Raw genomic sequence first — 17,777 nt, forward strand, 5'->3', positions numbered from 1 at the left:
ACACGATGTCTTAGGCATCAGTCGGTTCGCGATGGTGGCATTGTATGTGCGAGGTCGGTTGATCCACCTATGAAGCGGCAGGCGTAGTAGGCTGCGAAAATGAATTCCGCCAGCTTTGCGGCACGCCGTGCCGCCTTTCGCAAGCTGCACGAAAGTAGCTGCTTCATGCTTCCCAATCCCTGGGACCCTGGTTCTGCCCGGGCCTTGCAGCAGCTTGGCTTCAAGGCGTTGGCGACTACCAGTTCGGGCTTCGCGTGGTCGCGTGCGCACGCGGACAACGCGATGGACGTGGATGCGGTGCTGGCGCACTGCCGCGCGATCGTGGCAGCCACCGACTTGCCTGTAAACGCCGACTTCGAGGACGGGCATGCCCGCGACCTCAAGGAACTGGCGGACAACGTGCGTCGTTGCGTCGACACCGGCGTAGCGGGTCTGTCGATCGAGGATTCCACCGGCGACGCCGGGCAGCCGTTGTATGAGCTCGAGGAAGCGGTGGCGCGCATGCGTGCCGCGCGGGCGGCGATCGACGCCTCCGGCCAGGACGTGATGCTGATCGGCCGCGCCGAATGCTTCCTGGTCGGACATCCCGACCCGCTGGACGAGTCGTTGAAGCGCCTGCGTGTCTATGCCGAAGCCGGTGCGGATTGCCTGTACGCGCCCGGACTGCGTACCCGCGAACAGATCGAGGCGGTGGTGCGTGCCGTCGCGCCGAAGCCGGTCAACGTGCTGGTGGGTTACGCCGCGCCGTTCACGCAGGATGATCTCGCAACACTCGGTGTGCGCCGGATCAGCGTGGGCGGCGCACTGGCGGGCGCCGCGTGGGGTGGTTTCCTGCGCGCTGCGCGCGGCTTGGCCGAGGGCCGTTTCGACGGTTTCTCCGATAACGCCACGCATGCAGAGTTGAACGGCCTGTTTTGAGTAGCCGTATCGTTGCTGAGTCGGTGCGTCGGCCTTGGTACGTGGATGCTGTCGTCAATAGATGCCTGCACCGGCGTCCGATTCCTGTCGGCGCACTCTGAGGTATTGCCGCACGGCGATATGCGGGAACCGTTCCGTTTCGTCCACGCCGATCTCGATCAGGTGGTCGTGAGCCAGCAGCAGGAAGCGCACGTTGTCCGAATACGGCGACTCCGCGCCGATGCATTGCATCAGCACCTGCTTGTAACGCAGCTTGGGATCGAGCGGAGCCAGGGCCTCGCGGGCGTGTTGCCCGTTGATGGCGCCCAGTGCGGTGGTTTCCTGGCCGGCAGGCTGCGGGCTCACCGAGTAGGTGGCGCCCCCGCTGTAGCGTAACGCGCAGTCGTCGACGTTCCCGAACGGCGCTAAGGCTTCGGCCGGCGTCGCGCGTACGATCATTTGAAAGTCGCCGGTTCGGTCGCGCGTGATGCGGGCATAACCGTTTGCCGGTTGCAGCGGTTGATCCCAGTCCATCGTCCGGCTTTGCAGCTTCCATGTGCCGAGCCATGCGCGATCGAGCCGTGCCGTGGTGCTGCGCGTGCCCGCGGGTACCCATTCGTGCAGGCCAACGCGGTGCAGCAGGAATACCGCCCAGCGTGGATCCTGCTTCAGGTATGCGGCAATGGATGTCGAAATGGTTGCCAGTGTGTCGTAGAGCTCGCGCCGGAATTGTCCGTCGCCAGTGCCAGAGAGGGTGATCTCGTGCAGCGATGCGCCGGCCAGGGCACGCTTGAACTGCTCGTAATTCGTGCCGGTGCCAGCGATCTTCTTCATCGATTCGCTGTCGGGCACGTACACCCTGGTTGGACTCGAGCGCCAGTAGTGCGGGCCGGTGTAGACCGTTCCGCTGCCGGCGAAGTACAGGCGACGCCCCCAGGTAAGGAAGCCGGGCGTCAGCGGCTGGCGGTTGAGCTTCAGCGTGGCGAATGCCGCGGTCTTCCAGCCGGCGTTGAATGTGCCTGGCGTCACCGTGAAGGCGATCGGCGCGTCCTGCAGCGCGGCCTCGACCAGCGCGTAGTTCCGGTACCACTGCAGGTCGTCGGCATTTATGGCGGTATTGCCGTTGCTCATGACATGCATCGTGTCGAAGCCAAGCGCGCCATGGCGTATCGCATCCAGTGCACGCTGCTGGTTTTCCAGCCGGGTGACGTGCCTGTCGTGTGCCCGCTGCCAATTGGGAAACCGGATGTCCAGTGCGGGTACGAAACCGATGGCGCGCAGGCGCCCGTTGGCGATGGCCCGTTGTGCGGGATCGTCGTCGCAGGTCGAGGCCATGCCGCGCCGATCCAGTGCGCCGGTTGTCGCGCACTGGCGCAGGATCACCTCGGCCACGGGGTCGCCGTGCGCGACCGCGTTGCGGATCGCCGGCAGCCATGCGGCATTGAAGGCGGCAAACAGCGACCGATATGCCGCGCTGCGGCGACGCAGGGCGGCAATGCAGGCATCTTCGGCGCGTTGCCCGTCGGTAGCGTCGTCGCGCTTGCAGGCCTGTGCTTCCGCCTGCCGGCCGTCGTCCACATAGCTCGCTTCCACGACGGCGACGTCGTGGCGAAGGCGCCACACGTCGATGTAGCTGCGTGCATCAACCTTGGGAGCGAACTTTGGCGCCACTGCCCATGCGCATGCAGGCGTGGCGGTCGCGCAAGCCACGATCAGCAACGCGGCCGGCGTCGCGCGCAGACGACTCCTCATGTGTTTCCCCTGGTGTGCGCGACCGGCCGTGGTGGCCGATCGGTGCGTGCATCATGCGGTCGAGCGGCAGCGGGTCAGGGACGCCATGCGGGCAATTTGCGTTCGACCGCGGCGTTTTTCAGGGTTACGTAGCGCGGCAGACCGTCCGTGCCATAGGGCGGTACTGCTTCGCCCTGGATCAACGGGGCAAGGTAACGGCGTGCGGCGGCGGTGATGCCGAAGCCGTCACGGGCGATGAAACCCTTCGGCATCTTCTTTTCGCGATTGGCGATCTTCGCCAGCGGCGCGGGTTCGACCTTCCAGCGGTAGGGCGCGTCGCTGGTGCGCACGATCACCGGCATCACGGCGTTCATGCCGGCCAGCGCGCAGTCCACCGCAGCCTTGCCCACGGCATAGGCCTGCTCGGCATCCACCTTCGATGCGGCATGGCGCGCGGAGCGCTGCAGGTAGTCAGGGAGGGCCCAGTGATACTTGTAGCCGAGCTTCTGCTTCACCAGCGCGGCCAGCGTGGGCGCCACGCCGCCGAGCTGCACGTGGCCGAAGGCGTCATGCGTGCCGGCGTCGGCGAGGAATTGGCCCGCCGCGTTGCGGATGCCTTCGGAGGCGACCACGGTGCACCAGCCCACGCGTTCCACCGTGGCCTTCACCTTGGCGAGGAAGGCGGCCTCGTCGAACACGTTCTCGGGGAACAGGATGATGTGCGGCGCCTCGTCCGGGCCGTTGCCGGCGAGGCCGGCGGCGGCGGCGATCCAGCCGGCGTGGCGGCCCATCACTTCGAGGATGAACACCTTGGTCGAGGTCTCGGCCATCGAGGCCACGTCGAGGCTGGCTTCCAGCGTGGAGATTGCCGTGTACTTCGCCACCGAGCCGAAGCCGGGGCAGCAGTCGGTGACGGCGAGGTCGTTGTCCACCGTCTTGGGCACGCCGATGCAACGCAGGTCGTAGCCCATGGCCTTGCCGATCTGCGAGAGCTTGAGCGCGGTGTCGGCGGAATCGTTGCCGCCGTTGTAGAGGAACCAGCGGATGTTGTGCGCGCGGAACACCTCGATCAGGCGCTCGTACTCGGCGCGATTGGCCTCCAGCGATTTCAGCTTGTAGCGGCAGCTGCCGAACGCGCCGCCCGGCGTGTGGCGCAACGCCGCGATGGCGGCCTTCGATTCCTTGCCAGTGTCGATCAGGTCTTCGCGCAACGCGCCCAGGATGCCGTTGCGCGCAGCGTAGGCTTTTACGCCCCTGGCCCGGGCTGCCTCGATCACGCCGGCAGCCGTGGCATTGATGACGGCGGTCACGCCGCCGGACTGGGCATAGAGCAGTTTGCCTTGGACGGGGCGACGGATCGGCATGGCGAGTCTCCGGTGATGGGCGCGAAGCGCCGTGTGTCGCGGTTTGTTTGACTATTTTGTTTGACTATAACGGGCCGCAAACGCTAACGTGGAACTCATTTCCAGACGAATCGGCGGCCGCTTGCCGTCATTGTGGAGCGATATGCGACTCGTGCTACTCGGCGCGCCCGGCTCGGGCAAGGGTACCCAGGCCGCCCGGCTGAAGACGGACTTGGCCGTGCCGCACATCTCCACCGGCGATATGTTGCGCGCGGCCGTGGCCGCGGGCACGCCCATCGGCCTCAAGGCCAAGGCCGTGATGGATGCCGGCAAACTCGTCTCCGACGATATCCTGCTCGCCATGCTGGAGGAGCGCCTGGCCCAGCACGATGCGAAGAACGGCTTCATACTCGACGGCTACCCGCGCAACCTCGCGCAGGCCGATGCGCTCGACCACCTGTTGACCCGCATCCGGCAGCCGCTAGACGCCGTGGTGAAGCTAGAAGTGCCGAACGAGGCGATCATCGCCCGTTGCGAGATCCGCTACGCCGCCGAGCACCGTAAGGACGACGATCCCGCCGTGGTGCGCGACCGCCTCAAGGTCTACGCCGAGCAGACCGCGCCGGTGGCCGACTTCTATGCTCAGCGCGGCAAGCTGCAGGTGGTCGATGGCGTGGGCGAGCTGGACGAGGTCACGGCACGCGTGAAGCGCGCGCTGAGGGTCGAAGAGGCGGCCACCGCTGTTTCGCAAAACGGCGGCTGAGTCCGATGCGCCTGCGGCGCGTGTATGTCGGTTTCTGGCTGCTCGTAGCCCCTGCGCTCGGATGGGCGCAGAGCATGCGTGCATGTCCTGCACCATCTGCGGCGGACTATTACTTCGCTGCCAATACCTTTGTGAATCCTGATTCCAGCACGCCTGCCGGTTCGGCGAAGACGCAGGAACGGAGTGGTGCCGCGGCGACTGTTCATCTGCGGCACGACGACAGTTTCAAGCGCAAATGGTATGCAAGTCAGTTTGCTGCGTTGGGCCTGGATTCGTGGTCCTGCGGCAGGTTCGGCGTGGGGTACCGTTTTGTCTGGCTCAGGACGTTTCACCATCCCATCAGTGTCAGCATCGTGCGGGATGCAGGCGGCTGGATGCTGCATGCCGTCGAGTTGAACGGTGCCGGCGGCTATCAGCCTGGTGCGGTTTTGCGAACAGCGCGGGTCGCACTCGACGCCAGGCAGATTGAAGGCATCCAGCAACAAATCGATGCGGCGCAAGCCTGGTCGCTGCCGGCGCATGTCGATGCTTTGGGCTTCGATGGTGCGCAGTGGATCATCGAGCTGCGCGATGGCGATCGCTATCATGTCATTGATCGGTTATCCCCCAAAAATGGCTCCACACGTGCGCTGGGGCTGGCCTTCCTTGCGTTGACGGGCTGGCAATTCCCCGCACGCGAAACGTATTGATTGGACGACATGAAACTGCACATCCTCGGCATCTGCGGCACTTTCATGGGCGGCGTGGCCGCGCTGGCGCGCGAGCTTGGCCTAACGGTCGAAGGTTCCGACGCCAACGTCTACCCGCCGATGAGCACCCAGCTCGAAGCACTGGGTATCCGCCTGATGGACGGTTATGCGGCCGGACATCTGCAACCCGCGCCCGATGAGGTGGTGGTGGGCAATGCGATGACGCGGGGCAATCCGGCGGTCGAATACATGCTCGACGCGCAGCTGCGCTACGTCTCCGGCCCGCAATGGCTGGGCGAGACGGTGCTGGCGGGGCGCGAGGTGCTGGCCGTGGCCGGCACCCACGGCAAGACCACCACCACCAGCCTGCTCGCACACCTGCTGGAAAGCGCAGGCATGGCACCGGGCTTTTTGATCGGCGGCGTGCCGGGCAACTTCGGTGTCTCCGCGCGGCTGGGCAGCCGGCAGGCGCCTTTCGTGATCGAGGCGGACGAATACGACACTGCGTTCTTCGACAAGCGCTCGAAGTTCGTGCACTACCGGCCGCGCATCGCCATCCTCAACAATCTCGAATACGACCACGCGGACATCTTCCCCGACGTGGCGGCCATCCAGCGCCAGTTCCACCATCTGGTGCGCACGGTGCCGGGCAATGGCCGGCTGCTCGTCAACGCGCACGACGAGCGTCTTGCCGAGGTGTTGGCGATGGGCTGCTGGACGCCGGTGGAAACCTTCGGCATCGGACAAGGCGACTGGCGGGCCGAGCTGATCGAGGCCGACGGCAGCGTGTTCCGCGTGATGCGCAAGGACGAACTGCTGGGCAATGTGCGTTGGTCGTTGCTGGGCAACCACAGCGTGATGAACGCGTTGGCCGCACTCGCGGCGGCAACGGCGGCGGGCGCGGATCCGCGCGCCTTGCTGCCTGCCTTCGCCAGCTTCGACAGCGTGAAGCGGCGCATGGAGCTGGTGGGCGAAGTGGGCGGCGTGCGCGTATACGACGATTTCGCACATCACCCCACCGCCATTGCCACCACGCTGGCGGGCCTGCGCGCCAGCGTGGGCAAGGCGCGCATCCTGGTGGCGCTGGAGCCGCGTTCGAACTCGATGCGCCTCGGCGCACACGCCGAGGCGCTGGCGCCTTCGCTGGCCGATGCCGATGGCGTGGTGTTCCTGCACCGGCCCGAGTTGGCGTGGGATGCACAGCGCGTCACCGATGCGTTGCAAGGTCGCGGCAATACTGCGCCCAGCGTGGATGCGCTGCTGGCGGCCTTGCGTGCGAAGACGCAGCCGGGCGACCACGTGGTGTTCATGTCCAACGGCGGCTTCGAAGGCGCGCCGCGGCGTTTCGTTGAGCTGTTTGAGCGCGGCTGATCAGGCCAGCGGTGCATCGAAGCTTGGCGGCCGGCGGAGATATTCCCGCCGTGCGGACGTCCAGACGCCGAGCCCGAAACCCAGGGTGACCAGCAGCAGCGCAGTACTGCCGAAGGGCAGGCCCAGTGCGCCCAGCAACCAGTAACCGCCCCAGTACACCGCCATTCCGCCCAACGTCACGACCAGGTCGACCACGCCGCGCCCCAGGTTGCCCTCAGGGCCGATCAGGTGCACCGCGAGCGCGGTAAGGCTGGTACCGACGCTCACGATGGCTGCGGTGACCAGCATGCGCACCGGTTCCGCGGCATGGGTGAGCACGATGCCCAGGCCGGTATAGGCCATGGTGCTGAGCGCGGTGATCGGCACCAGCACCACTAGCGCGTCGATCAGCGTCTGCTGATAGTCGGCGCGGGTCGGCGGCGCCAGCGTGAGGTAGAGGTCGGCGAGATTCGGTCGCATCTGCCGCATGCCGCGGCCGAGCTGCGGGAAGCGCGACAGGCCCAGCAGGATCGCGTAGGCGCCCACCACCACCGCATTGAAATGCTGGCGATGCATCACCGCCAGCACGTAGAACGCTACGATGGCTGCCACCAGCACCAGGCGCAGCGCGATCGCCTGCGGATTGTCGTGCGGCAGCAGCAGTCGGCGCACCAGCACCATGCGCAGCCGCCACGTGGGCTTCGCGCGATAGCGCGCCAGCGCCTGTTCCATCGCACGTTGCGAGGTGTTGTCGAAGATCGCGCCGATGCGCTTGGCCAGCTTGCCGCGGCGGACTGGCGTGCCGTCGAGCGCGCGCGCGCGCGAACGGCCGAGCTGGACGTTCTCCAGCGGCGAGGCACCGGGCTCCTGGTCGTCGATGCGCAGCATCGAGCGCAGGCTGAGGCGTGTGATCAGCGTCGCCAGCAACAACGCCAGCGGCGCGGTCCAGGGCGAAGCGATCATCGCCTTGGCGATCTGGCCAGCCAGCCCCGGTTGCCAGCCGGCCAGCACGAACAGGACCCAGACCAGCAGGTTGACGTAGCGCGCCGAGCTGGCGGCCAGCCCGATGGATGCCAGCAGCAGGATGCATGCGCCGCCCAGCAACGCATGCGGCAGGCCCATCATCAGCGCGGCCACCATGGGCAGGAGCGCCCACTGCGCGACTTGCAAGCCGCCCATCAAGGCAAGCCGCCGGCGGAAGTCCGGCAACAGAAAACTCTCCGGCCGGCATAGCCCGCGCAGGCACATGCCCAGCATGGTGAACCAGAACCAGGTGCCGAAGCCGAGCAGCGTGGCGGCCACGCCGGCAATGCCCGCACCGACTGCGGGAACGCAGCCAAGCAGGATCGCGGCGACCAGCCACACCAGCTGCAGCAGCAGTGCACCGACCAGCAGTTGCCGGCACGGCTGTAGCCACAGCTGCCACACCGCCCTCATGCCAGCTCCACGAAAAGGTCTTCCAGGGTGGGCATCTCGATGCGCAGCGTGGCGCCTTCGCGCGTGGCCAATGCTTGCAGGCTTTCAGTGTTTGCATCCTCCACCAGCAACTGCGCTTCGTCGCCCTTGAGCGAAGCCTTCAGCAGGCCGGCGACTACCGGTGCGTGGGACCAGCCGCCGTCGCGCACGAGCACCGCGCGACGCAGGTGTTCGCGCAGCTCCGCCAGCGGACGGGTGAACTGGATCGCGCCGTCGCGCAGCAGGGTGATGTCGGCGTCGGCGCGTTCGAGGTCGGCGGTGATGTGGGTGGAGAAGATCACTGTCTTGCCTGGCGCCTTCATCAGCTCCAGCAGCTCGGCCATGAAGGCACGGCGTGCCTGCGGGTCGAGGCTGGCCACCGGTTCGTCCAGCACCAGCAGGTCGGGTTCGGGCGCGATGGCGCGCACGATGGCCAGCTTCTGCCGCTGGCCCTGCGAGAGTTCGCCGATCTTCTGCTTCGGGTCGAGTTGCCAGTCGCCGAGCAGGCGCTCGGCCAACGCATGGTTCCAGCGCGCGTAGAACGCCGCGGTGAAGTCGAGGTAGGCGCGCACCTTCATCCATGGGAACAGGTCGAAGGTCTGCGGCACGAAACCGATGCGGTGCATGCGCTCGCCGCCGGGCTCGGTCATCAACTCGCCGAACAGTTCCACCGTTCCGGCGTCGATGGGCGAGAGGCCGAGCAGGCAACGCAGCAGGGTAGTCTTGCCCGCGCCGTTCCGGCCGAGCAGGCCGATCACGCGTCCGCAGGGCACTTCCCAGTCGATGCCGCGCAACACTTCGCGCTGTTTGAAGGATTTGCGCAGGCCGCTCACGCGCAGTACGGATTCGGTCCGCGTGTCGGCGAAAGGCGGTGTCGTGATGAGGGTGGACATCCTTGCGCAAACTCCCCGTTGGCGTGGCGGCTAATGTGCCGTTGCGCGGTGGGCCCGTCCAGTGGGATGCGGTGCCGGACGCGATATCCTGCCGGAATTCCAATCAGGCCGATTCCGCCATGAGCAACCTCTCCGGCAAAACCCTGTTCATCACCGGCGCCTCGCGTGGCATCGGCTTGGCGATTGCGCTGCGCGCCGCGCGTGACGGAGCCAATGTCGTGATCGCCGCAAAGAGCGGCGTGCCGAATCCCAAGTTGCCCGGCACCATCCACACCGCGGCGGCAGCGATCGAAGAAGCAGGCGGTCAGGCGCTGGCGATCAGGTGCGACATTCGCGAGGAGGCCGAGGTGCACGCCGCGGCGGCCCAGGCGGCCGATCGTTTCGGTGGCATCGACATCGTGGTGAACAACGCCAGCGCGATCTGGCTGGCTGGCGTGGAAGGCACGCCGATGAAACGCTTCGATCTGATGCACCAGGTCAACACGCGCGGTACCTTCCTGGTCACGCAGGCCTGCCTGCCGTACCTGAAGAAGGCGATCAATCCGCATGTGCTGATGCTGGCGCCGCCGCCTACGCTCGACCAGAAATGGTTCGCTCCGCACACTGCTTACACGATTGCCAAGATGGGGATGAGCCTGTGCGTACTGGGCATGAGTGCGGAACTGGCGCCGCGGGGCATCGCGGTGAACGCCTTGTGGCCGCGCACGGTGATCGCCACCGCCGCCATTGCGATGATCGAAGGCGTGAAGCCCGAGCATTGCCGTACGCCGGAGATCGTGGCCGATGCGGCACATGCCATCCTCACCCGTCCCGCACGCGGATACACGGGCCGGTTCGCCATCGACGAAGACGTGCTGCGTGAAACTGGCCTGAGCGATTTCGACCGTTACGCAGTGCGGCCGGGGCAGCCGTTGTTGCCCGATCTTTTCCTGGGTTGAGTTCACGCACCAGACATGGCTGGCCGGTTCTCCAGCGCCGATTTGCCGTTGTTCCCGCTATCCACCGTGCTGTATCCGGGCGGGCGGCTGGAACTGCGCGTCTTCGAGCCGCGCTATCTGGACCTGGTGCGTGAATGCTCGCGCGATGGCAGCGGTTTCGGCGTCTGCCTGATCCTCGCCGGACGCGAGACGGGCGAACCGGCCTTGCCGGCAGCCGTGGGCACGCTGGCGCATATCGTGGATTTCCACTACGGCGCCGATGGCCTGCTCGGCATCGTGGCCGAGGGCGGCCGGCGCTTCCGGGTGAGGGGCACGCGGATACGTTCGGACGGCCAGTTGCGCGGCGAAGTGGAGTGGTGGCCGGAGGAGGCGCCCGCATCGGTGCCGGTAGAGCTCGCGTTACTGCAGACGATTGCCGAACGCCTGGTCGAAGCGATGGCTCCGCAATGGCGAAGTGCGCCGCGCACCTGCTACGACGACGCGCGCTGGCTGGGTTTCCGGCTGGCCGAACTGTTGCCGCTGGGCGGTGACGAACGTCAACGCCTGCTGGAAATGACCGATCCGTTGCAACGCCTGGCCGAATTGCGCGACATCCTGCCGCGATTCCAGAAGGCCTGAATCCGCCCGGTAACGTTGGGGAAAGCCGTCTTCTGGCAGCACTCATCAAGCAAGCCCCGTGCCTGACGCCGGAAGCGTCGCTTCGTGGCCGTTGTTACGCCACTGACTTCATCGCGGGTCTACAATTCGCGCCGAATGACAATCAGGCATGGAGCCGCCACACGCGTGTCGCCAGGGGGAGGCGGCACGTGGCGATCGGAATCCGGGGAGTGGGGACAATGGACGCCACGGGCTCGAGGCGTTTGGGGTGCGTGATCTGGTTCGGGCAACCGGAAGCCCAGGAGTGCAGCGGCCTGACTGAAGCCGGATGGAATGTCCGGGTCGCCGGCGGCGACGTCTGCGTCAAGGTGCGCGAAGGCGGCGGCATGGTGGCGCTGGCGGATCTGCGCCAGGGTGATGCCCAACTGTTGCAGGCGATGCAGCAGCTGATGACGGATTGCCCCTCGGTGCCGTGGATTGCCCTGATCCCGCTCGACATGCCGGCACGACGTCCGCAGGTCAAGCGCATCCTGCAGGGGTGCCGGGATTTCTTCAGCGCGCCGCTGGATCTGCCGCGCCTGCTCGTTGCGTTGGAACAGGCGGCCGGCATTGCGTCGCGTGGAGCCGAGGTGGCAACCGACCTGCCTGAACTGGTGGGGCGCAGCGCGTCGGTGGCGGCGGTGGTGGCTAGCCTGCGCAAATACGCGCCGATCGATCTGCCTGTGCTGATCACGGGCGAAACCGGCGTCGGCAAGGAAGTGGCCGCACGCGTGTTGCACCGGCTTTCGATCCGCGCCATGCAGCCGTTCGTGGCGATCAATTGCGGTGCGTTGCCGCCCAACCTGGTGCAGTCCGAACTGTTCGGCCACGAGCGCGGCGCATTCACCGGCGCCACCGCGCGGCGGATCGGGCACATCGAGAGTGCCGCTGGCGGCACCATTCTGCTGGACGAAGTCGGTGATCTGCCGCTGGACGCGCAGATCAACCTGCTGCGCTTCCTGCAGGAGGGCGTGCTGCAACGCGTGGGCAACAGCCGATCGGTCGAGGTCGACGTACGCGTGATGGCCGCCACCCACCTGGACCTGGAGCATGCCGTGGCGGCCGGGCGCTTCCGCGAGGACCTCTACTACCGGCTCAACGTCCTGCGACTGCAGATACCGCCACTACGCGAGCGCGGTGACGATGTGGATTTGCTGGCGCATCGTTTTCTCGAGCGCTTCCGTGCGCGGCAGGTCTGCGCCGCCAGCGGCTTCGAAAGCGTGGCATTGCGTGCGATGCATCGATACCCCTGGCCTGGCAACGTGCGCGAGCTGCGGAATCGGGTACAGCGCGCCGCGGTGATGGCGGAAGGTCCGCTCATCAGCGCCACCGACCTGGCGTTGCCGGGCGATACGGAGGAGCGCGACCTCCCGGCGGTCACCAGTCTTGGCGTCTTCCGTGCATCGGCCGAGCGCGAGGTCATCGCTGCCTGCCTGCGCGAGTGCCGGTTCAACATCAGCGAGTGCGCGCGGCGCCTGCAGGTATCCCGGGTCACCATGTATCGCCTGTGCAAGAAATATCAGTTGGAACTGCGCGCGCCCTAGCGCGGCGCGGACAGGCACGCGCGCGTGACGCGATGGCGTCCGGTCGTGGCTTTGCGTCGGGTTCGACTTCTGATTCGGCGACCGCGCGTGGATAATGGCGGCCTGACGCGCATTACCAGGCCGCCCCTGCGATCGCGGGCGTTTTGCGACGCTCCGGATGAGCATGGGCACATGGCCAGGCGCAATCCGGAGTGCCCCATGCAGCAACATGATTCGTCCCCATCCCTGATCGACCTCGGCAAGCGTTACTGGCTGCCGGTGTACAAGCCGCGCGACGTGGTGCTCGACCACGGCAAAGGGGCGCGGGTGTGGGATACCGAAGGGCGCGATTTCGTCGATTTCGGCGCCGGTATTGCGGTGAACGCGCTGGGCCATGGCGATCCCGACCTGCTTGCCGCGCTCACCGCGCAGGCCGGCAAGCTCTGGCATGCCAGCAACGTGTTCTGGACCGAGCCGCCGCTGCGCCTTGCGGAGGAACTGGTGCAGGCGAGCGGCTTCGCCGAGCGCGTGTTCCTGTGCAATTCCGGCGCCGAGGCGAACGAGGCGTCGATCAAGCTGGTGCGCAAATGGGCGGCAGCGCAGGGGCGCGCACCGGAGCGGCGCGTGATCGTCACCTTCAAGGGCTCGTTCCACGGCCGCACGCTTGCTACGGTCACTGCCACCGCGCAGCCGAAATACCAGGAAGGCTACGAGCCGCTGCCGGCCGGCTTCCGCTACCTCGATTTCAATGACGTTGTTGCATTGAAGGCCGCCTTTGTTGCCGGTGACGTGGCTGCGGTGATGTTGGAGCCGGTGCAGGGCGAGGGTGGCGTGGTGCCGGCCGCGCCGGGCTTCCTCAAGTGCGTGCGCGAGCTGTGCGATGAGCATGGCGCGCTGCTGGTGCTGGACGAGATCCAGTGCGGCATGGGGCGCACTGGCGCGCTGTTCGCGCACGCGCACGACCATGTGCAGCCGGATATCGTGACCCTGGCAAAGGCGCTGGGTTGCGGCTTCCCGATCGGCGCGATGCTGGCGGGCGCGAAGGTGGCTGAAGTGATGCAGTACGGTGCGCACGGCACCACCTTCGGCGGCAACCCGATGGCGGCCGCTGTGGCTCGCGTGGCGTTGCGCAAGCTGGGATCAGCGGACGTGCTGGCCAACGTGGCGCGGCAGGCGGATGCGCTGCGGGCCGGGTTGGAGAACATCAACCGCGAGCTGCACTTGTTCGACGAAGTACGCGGTCGCGGCCTGATGATCGGAGCGGTGCTGGCGGGGGCGCACAAGGGCAAGGCCGGCGTGATCCTGGATCACGCGGCCGCCTACGGCCTGCTGGTGCTTCAGGCGGGTCCGGACGTGCTGCGCTTCGTGCCGCCGCTGACGATCAATGACGAAGAAATGGCGGAAGGCCTTAGGCGGTTGCATGCCGCGCTCGCCGCGTTCGCGGCAGCATGAGCAGGATGCCTTTTCCGCTCTGAGGGATGGCGGCAGACAAATGGCGGCCAGTATCGTTGCTGAAAACGGCGACATCCTGGCCTTCATGGATCTGCGCCAAGCCAAGCTAAGACGTGCAGTGCCGGGGCAGGTGCTGGTGTTGCCGCGTCGCCATGTACCTGATCTCTACACGTTGACTGCGGAAGATATGGCGGCAGCGTTGCGCAGGGCGCAGCGTGTGGCGCGGGCGTTGCGGGAAGAGTTCGAGCTGGTGGGCCTCAATCTGTGGCAATCCAGCGGGTGTACGGAGGTCCAGTAGGTGTTCATCCGACTGCCCGTACAACCACGCCGCACACCTGATGGCTTGCTTCGGCTCAATTCCGGAGATGTGCGAAGCCGGCGCTGGTGGAAGTGCTTGGCGTATGGGCACAGGCCTTGCGGTAAGGCATCCGCGGTTTAGCGGATGTCGATTGGTATGATCGAGACCTCCCTCCGGCGACAATCGGCCGAAAATCATGAAATACCTGCACACCATGGTGCGCGTGCGCGACCTCGACGCTTCGCTGCGTTTCTATTGCGAAGGACTTGGCCTCAAGGAGGCTCACCGCAAGGATGTGCCCGAGGGCAAGTACACCCTGGTGTTCCTCGCCGCACCGGACAGCCCCGAGGCCGAGATCGAGCTCACCTACAACTGGGGTTCCACCGAGGACTACGGCAGCGCGCGCAACTTCGGCCACCTGGCCTTCCGCGTGGAAGACATCTACGCTACCTGTGAACGCCTGCAGGCGATGGGGTGCATCATCCATCGCCCGCCGCGCGACGGCCACATGGCTTTCGTGCGTTCGCCCGATCTGATTTCCATCGAACTGTTGCAGGATGGCCATCTGCCGCCGCAGGAGCCTTGGGCGTCGATGCCCAACACCGGCAGTTGGTGAGGTCTGGCGCGCCGCTTGTGCGTGGGCGGTGCCCGCTTCAGCCTTTCGCCTCGGCCAGCGCCTCGCGCGCGGCCTGCAAGGTGTCGGCGATGTCCTGGTCCGAATGCGCGCTGGAGAGGAAGCCCGCTTCGAATGCGCTGGGCGCGAGGTATATGCCGCGCTTCAGCACGCCATGGAAGAAACGGTTGAACAGCGCGGTGTCGGCCGTGGTGGCCTGCGCGTAGCTGCTCACCTGCGCAGCGCTGAAGAACAGACCGAACATGCCGCCCACGCGGTTGGTGCTGAATGGCACGCCCGCTTCGTCGGCCACCGACTGGAAGCCATCACACAGCAGGCGTGTCCGTGCAGCGAGCGTGTCATAGAAGCCGGCCGCCTGGATCAGCTCCAGCATCGCCAGGCCCGCCGCCATCGCCACCGGATTGCCGCTTAGCGTGCCGGCCTGGTAGATCGGACCGCTGGGCGCGATTTGTTCCATCAGGTCGTGGCGACCGCCATAGGCGCCCACCGGCATGCCGCCGCCGATGATCTTGCCGAAGGTAGTGAGGTCGGGCGTCACGCCATACAGCGCCTGCGCGCCGCCCAGCGCCACGCGGAAGCCGGTCATCACTTCGTCGAATATCAGCAGCGCGCCGTGCCGCGTGCACAGTTCGCGCAGGCCCTGCAGGTAGCCGTCCACCGGCGGGATGCAGTTCATGTTGCCGGCGACGGGCTCGATGATGAGGCCGGCGATGTCGTCGCCCTGTTCGGCGAACAGGGCCTGCGCCGCGGCCAGGTCGTTGTACGGCAGGGTGAGCGTGAGGTCGGCGCTGGCCTTGGGTACGCCGGGCGAGTTGGGCACGCCGAAGGTGAGCGCGCCGGAGCCGGCCTTCACCAGGAAGCTGTCGCCGTGGCCGTGGTAGCAGCCTTCGAACTTCACGATCTTCGCGCGGCCGGTGGCGCCGCGGGCGAGACGGATCGCCGACATGGTGGCCTCGGTGCCGGAGTTCACCATGCGCACCATTTCCACCGACGGAACCAGCTTCGTGATGGTCTCGGCCATGGTCACTTCGGCCGGGCAGGGCGTGCCGAAGGAGAGACCGTCCTTCACCGCGCGCTCCACTGCTTCGCGTACCGCAGGATGGTTGTGACCCACGACCATCGGGCCCCATGAGCCCACATAATCGATATAGCGCGTGCCCTCCACGTCCCACAGGTACGCGCCATCGGCGCGCGCGGTGAAGAACGGTTCGCCGCCCACGGACTTGAATGCGCGCACCGGCGAGTTCACGCCGCCGGGAAGGCGTTGCAGGGCGCGCTGGAACAATTCGTGGTTGGTGCTCATCGGGGAGTTCTCGATCAATCGGGTGGATAGAGGTGGGCGAAGCGCTGCGCGGCAGCGCACACGTCGGGCATGGCGAAAACCGCCGAAATCACGGCGAGGAAATCCGCGCCCGCGTCGACCAGCGAAGACGCATTGTCCGGCGTGATGCCGCCAATCGCCACCCGCGGCACGCCCAGCGTGGCGCTCTGCCGCAGCAGCGCTGGCGATGCGCGCACCGCATGGGGCTTGGTGGGCGAGGGAAAGAATGCGCCGAAAGCCACGTAATCGGCGCCGGCCGCAGCGGCGGCACGGGCGAGCTCGAACGAGTCGTAGCACGACACGCCGATGATCGAATGGTCGCCAAGCACGGCACGCGCAGCCGCAACATCGCCGTCGTCACGACCAAGGTGCACACCGGCGGCGCCTGTCGCAGCGGCGAGCACGACGTCATCATTGATGATGAGCGGTACTGCATGCACGTCGCACAGCTGCTTGAGCGCGACGGCTTCGGCATGGCGCCGTGTGGTATCCGTGGTCTTGTCACGGTATTGCAGCACGCGTGCACCACCGGCCAGTGCCTGTGACGCTACATCGAGCAGGTCGGTGCGGGGCCCGTCGGTGATTGCATACAGGCCATGGTTCGGGAATCGGGTTGTAATCATTGCGCAGCTTCCGCAACGGCAGGCGAGTTGCGAGAATGCACCATTCACCCTCGAACAAAGAAGCCCGATGATGAGCGACAGTGCAAGCCAGGTTCCCGGTCAACGCAAGTGGATGTGTGTGGTTTGCGGCTACATCTACGATGAGGTGCTGGGCGTGCCGGAAGAAGGCATCGAACCCGGCACGCGCTGGGAAGACGTGCCCGAGACCTGGACTTGCCCGGATTGCGGCGCCACCAAGAGCGACTTCGAGATGATCGAGGTCGACTGATCGCCGATTCCCGTCAGCAGGCGGCCCGATTTCGCCATCTTCCCGCCTGCGAACGGGCCCGCCGATCCGCTGAGATGCTTCCACGCGCATGCCATGCGCGTTTTGCCGGAAGCACCATCATGCAGCAGTTCATTCCGTTTGAAGACGAGTGGGACATGCTCGACGCACTTCGTATGGATGCCTTGACCCCTTATCGCGTCGGTCTTGTCGTCGTTCAGTCCACTGGGCCCACGTCGCCTCTGATCGCCAGCATGTCGCCATCGCGCACGCCTAGCCGTTTGACCGTACCTGCCGATAGCTCCAGCACGTAACGCGCTGGCCCCGTGCTGGGATAGATCGGGCAAGGATCGACCTTGCACGGCGGCACGTCCAATTGCGCAGACACGAGTTTGCGCTCGGCATCGAAGTACAGGATGTCGAGCGGGATCAGCGTGTTCTTCATCCAGAATCCGCGTGGTGCCGTGTCGGGAAACACGAACAGCATGCCGTGATTCGCAGCCAGCGCCGTGCGCATCATCAAGCCATGCTCGCGAGCCGCTTCATCAGTAGCCAGTTCGGCTGTGAATTGCTGCCCGTGCAGGGTTACGGCGACAGGGCCTGTTTCATGCGATGCCACGCAGGCGCTGCAGGCCAGTGCGAGCAGAGATGCAACGGTCAGCGGCTTCAGCATGATGTGCGTGTTTGCTTAGATGACGTGTCTGCGAAGTGTATGTCGATGAAGCAGCGCATCTGCCTAAGAATTTTTTCGCAACCCCTTCACAGCCGTGCAGCGCGGCGCTATGATTCTCGCCCCTTCGACGAACTGCCTTGCTTCGAAGGGTTCGCCCCACCACCCGCGCTGAAGAGACTTCGACGAAGGTGTTGACGGACCGAAAAGACGATGTATAGTAGGCGGCTCACCGGGACGAAATGTCCTGTAGCGGAAAGCTCCGCGGTGACAAGATCTTTGACAGTGTGCACAGG

General features: G+C 66.1%; 18 protein-coding genes. 11 read left to right on the plus strand and 7 right to left on the minus strand.

All coding sequences use genetic code 11. From position 1 onward, the window contains the following. Positions 1–99 precede the first annotated feature (99 nt). On the plus strand, positions 100–918 hold the full coding sequence (locus IHE49_RS12065) for an isocitrate lyase/phosphoenolpyruvate mutase family protein (protein WP_192158161.1): 819 nt from the start codon (positions 100–102) through the stop codon (positions 916–918). Between the two features lie 54 nt (positions 919–972). On the opposite strand, the gene IHE49_RS12070 is transcribed toward IHE49_RS12065, so the two are convergent. After that, positions 973–2,649, minus strand: a complete 1,677-nt coding sequence (locus IHE49_RS12070) for a hypothetical protein (RefSeq protein WP_192158163.1) — start codon at positions 2,647–2,649, stop codon at positions 973–975. Between the two features lie 74 nt (positions 2,650–2,723). Further along, entirely contained in the window at positions 2,724–3,992 is a 1,269-nt protein-coding gene (locus IHE49_RS12075; RefSeq protein WP_192158165.1) for a 6-phosphofructokinase, read from the minus strand. Between the two features lie 142 nt (positions 3,993–4,134). On the opposite strand from IHE49_RS12075, the gene IHE49_RS12080 reads away from it, so the two are divergent. From IHE49_RS12080 to mpl, 3 genes are read left to right on the plus strand one after another with little or no spacing between them, the layout of a single operon-like run. Beyond that, a complete protein-coding gene (locus IHE49_RS12080) occupies positions 4,135–4,734 on the plus strand; it encodes an adenylate kinase (RefSeq protein ID WP_192158167.1) in 600 nt (199 codons plus the stop codon). A 5-nt stretch (positions 4,735–4,739) separates the two neighbouring features. Further along, complete coding sequence (locus tag IHE49_RS12085) at positions 4,740–5,423, plus strand: hypothetical protein (protein ID WP_192158169.1); 684 nt, start codon at positions 4,740–4,742, stop codon at positions 5,421–5,423. 9 nt (positions 5,424–5,432) lie between these two features. Next, complete coding sequence (gene mpl, locus IHE49_RS12090; RefSeq protein WP_192158171.1) at positions 5,433–6,794, plus strand: UDP-N-acetylmuramate:L-alanyl-gamma-D-glutamyl-meso-diaminopimelate ligase; 1,362 nt, start codon at positions 5,433–5,435, stop codon at positions 6,792–6,794. Here the strand turns inward: mpl and IHE49_RS12095 are convergent, their stop codons facing one another. Both IHE49_RS12095 and IHE49_RS12100 read right to left on the minus strand, forming a co-directional pair. Next, positions 6,795–8,210 (minus strand): hypothetical protein, encoded by a 1,416-nt coding sequence (locus IHE49_RS12095; RefSeq protein WP_192158173.1) that lies wholly within the window; start codon positions 8,208–8,210, stop codon positions 6,795–6,797. It abuts the gene before it with no gap. Next, entirely contained in the window at positions 8,207–9,121 is a 915-nt protein-coding gene (locus IHE49_RS12100) for an ABC transporter ATP-binding protein (protein ID WP_192158175.1), read from the minus strand. The genes IHE49_RS12095 and IHE49_RS12100 overlap by 4 nt, the downstream gene beginning before the upstream one ends. 119 nt (positions 9,122–9,240) lie before the next feature. Between IHE49_RS12100 and IHE49_RS12105 the strand changes: the two genes are divergently transcribed. The 6 genes from IHE49_RS12105 (at position 9,241) to IHE49_RS12130 (ending at position 14,584) form a co-directional block, all read left to right on the plus strand. Then, positions 9,241–10,059 (plus strand): NAD(P)-dependent oxidoreductase, encoded by an 819-nt coding sequence (locus tag IHE49_RS12105; RefSeq protein ID WP_192158177.1) that lies wholly within the window; start codon positions 9,241–9,243, stop codon positions 10,057–10,059. A 15-nt stretch (positions 10,060–10,074) separates the two neighbouring features. Further along, positions 10,075–10,677, plus strand: coding sequence for an LON peptidase substrate-binding domain-containing protein (locus IHE49_RS12110; protein ID WP_192158180.1), 603 nt, complete (start codon positions 10,075–10,077; stop codon positions 10,675–10,677). Positions 10,678–10,895: 218 nt separating this feature from the next. Continuing rightward, a complete protein-coding gene (locus IHE49_RS12115) occupies positions 10,896–12,239 on the plus strand; it encodes a sigma-54 dependent transcriptional regulator (protein ID WP_192158235.1) in 1,344 nt (447 codons plus the stop codon). 198 nt (positions 12,240–12,437) lie between these two features. Then, positions 12,438–13,670 carry an acetylornithine/succinylornithine family transaminase gene (locus IHE49_RS12120; protein WP_192158182.1) on the plus strand — a complete coding sequence of 411 codons (1,233 nt, stop codon included), beginning with the start codon at positions 12,438–12,440 and terminating at the stop codon, positions 13,668–13,670. After that, complete coding sequence (locus IHE49_RS12125; protein ID WP_192158184.1) at positions 13,639–13,968, plus strand: HIT domain-containing protein; 330 nt, start codon at positions 13,639–13,641, stop codon at positions 13,966–13,968. The genes IHE49_RS12120 and IHE49_RS12125 overlap by 32 nt, the downstream gene beginning before the upstream one ends. A 196-nt stretch (positions 13,969–14,164) precedes the next feature. Continuing rightward, complete coding sequence (locus IHE49_RS12130; protein ID WP_192158186.1) at positions 14,165–14,584, plus strand: VOC family protein; 420 nt, start codon at positions 14,165–14,167, stop codon at positions 14,582–14,584. A gap of 37 nt (positions 14,585–14,621) precedes the next feature. On the opposite strand, the gene hemL is transcribed toward IHE49_RS12130, so the two are convergent. Then, positions 14,622–15,905 (minus strand): glutamate-1-semialdehyde 2,1-aminomutase, encoded by a 1,284-nt coding sequence (hemL, locus tag IHE49_RS12135; RefSeq protein WP_192158188.1) that lies wholly within the window; start codon positions 15,903–15,905, stop codon positions 14,622–14,624. A gap of 14 nt (positions 15,906–15,919) precedes the next feature. Beyond that, entirely contained in the window at positions 15,920–16,546 is a 627-nt protein-coding gene (gene thiE, locus IHE49_RS12140; protein ID WP_192158190.1) for a thiamine phosphate synthase, read from the minus strand. A gap of 70 nt (positions 16,547–16,616) precedes the next feature. On the opposite strand from thiE, the gene IHE49_RS12145 reads away from it, so the two are divergent. Next, entirely contained in the window at positions 16,617–16,814 is a 198-nt protein-coding gene (locus tag IHE49_RS12145) for a rubredoxin (protein ID WP_192158192.1), read from the plus strand. 214 nt (positions 16,815–17,028) lie between these two features. Here IHE49_RS12145 and IHE49_RS12150 read toward each other — a convergent pair whose 3' ends face one another. Next, entirely contained in the window at positions 17,029–17,484 is a 456-nt protein-coding gene (locus tag IHE49_RS12150) for a DUF192 domain-containing protein (RefSeq protein ID WP_192158194.1), read from the minus strand. Positions 17,485–17,777 lie beyond the last annotated feature (293 nt).

The organism is Rhodanobacter sp. 7MK24 (assembly GCF_014842995.1).
GTDB lineage: Bacteria > Pseudomonadota > Gammaproteobacteria > Xanthomonadales > Rhodanobacteraceae > Rhodanobacter_A.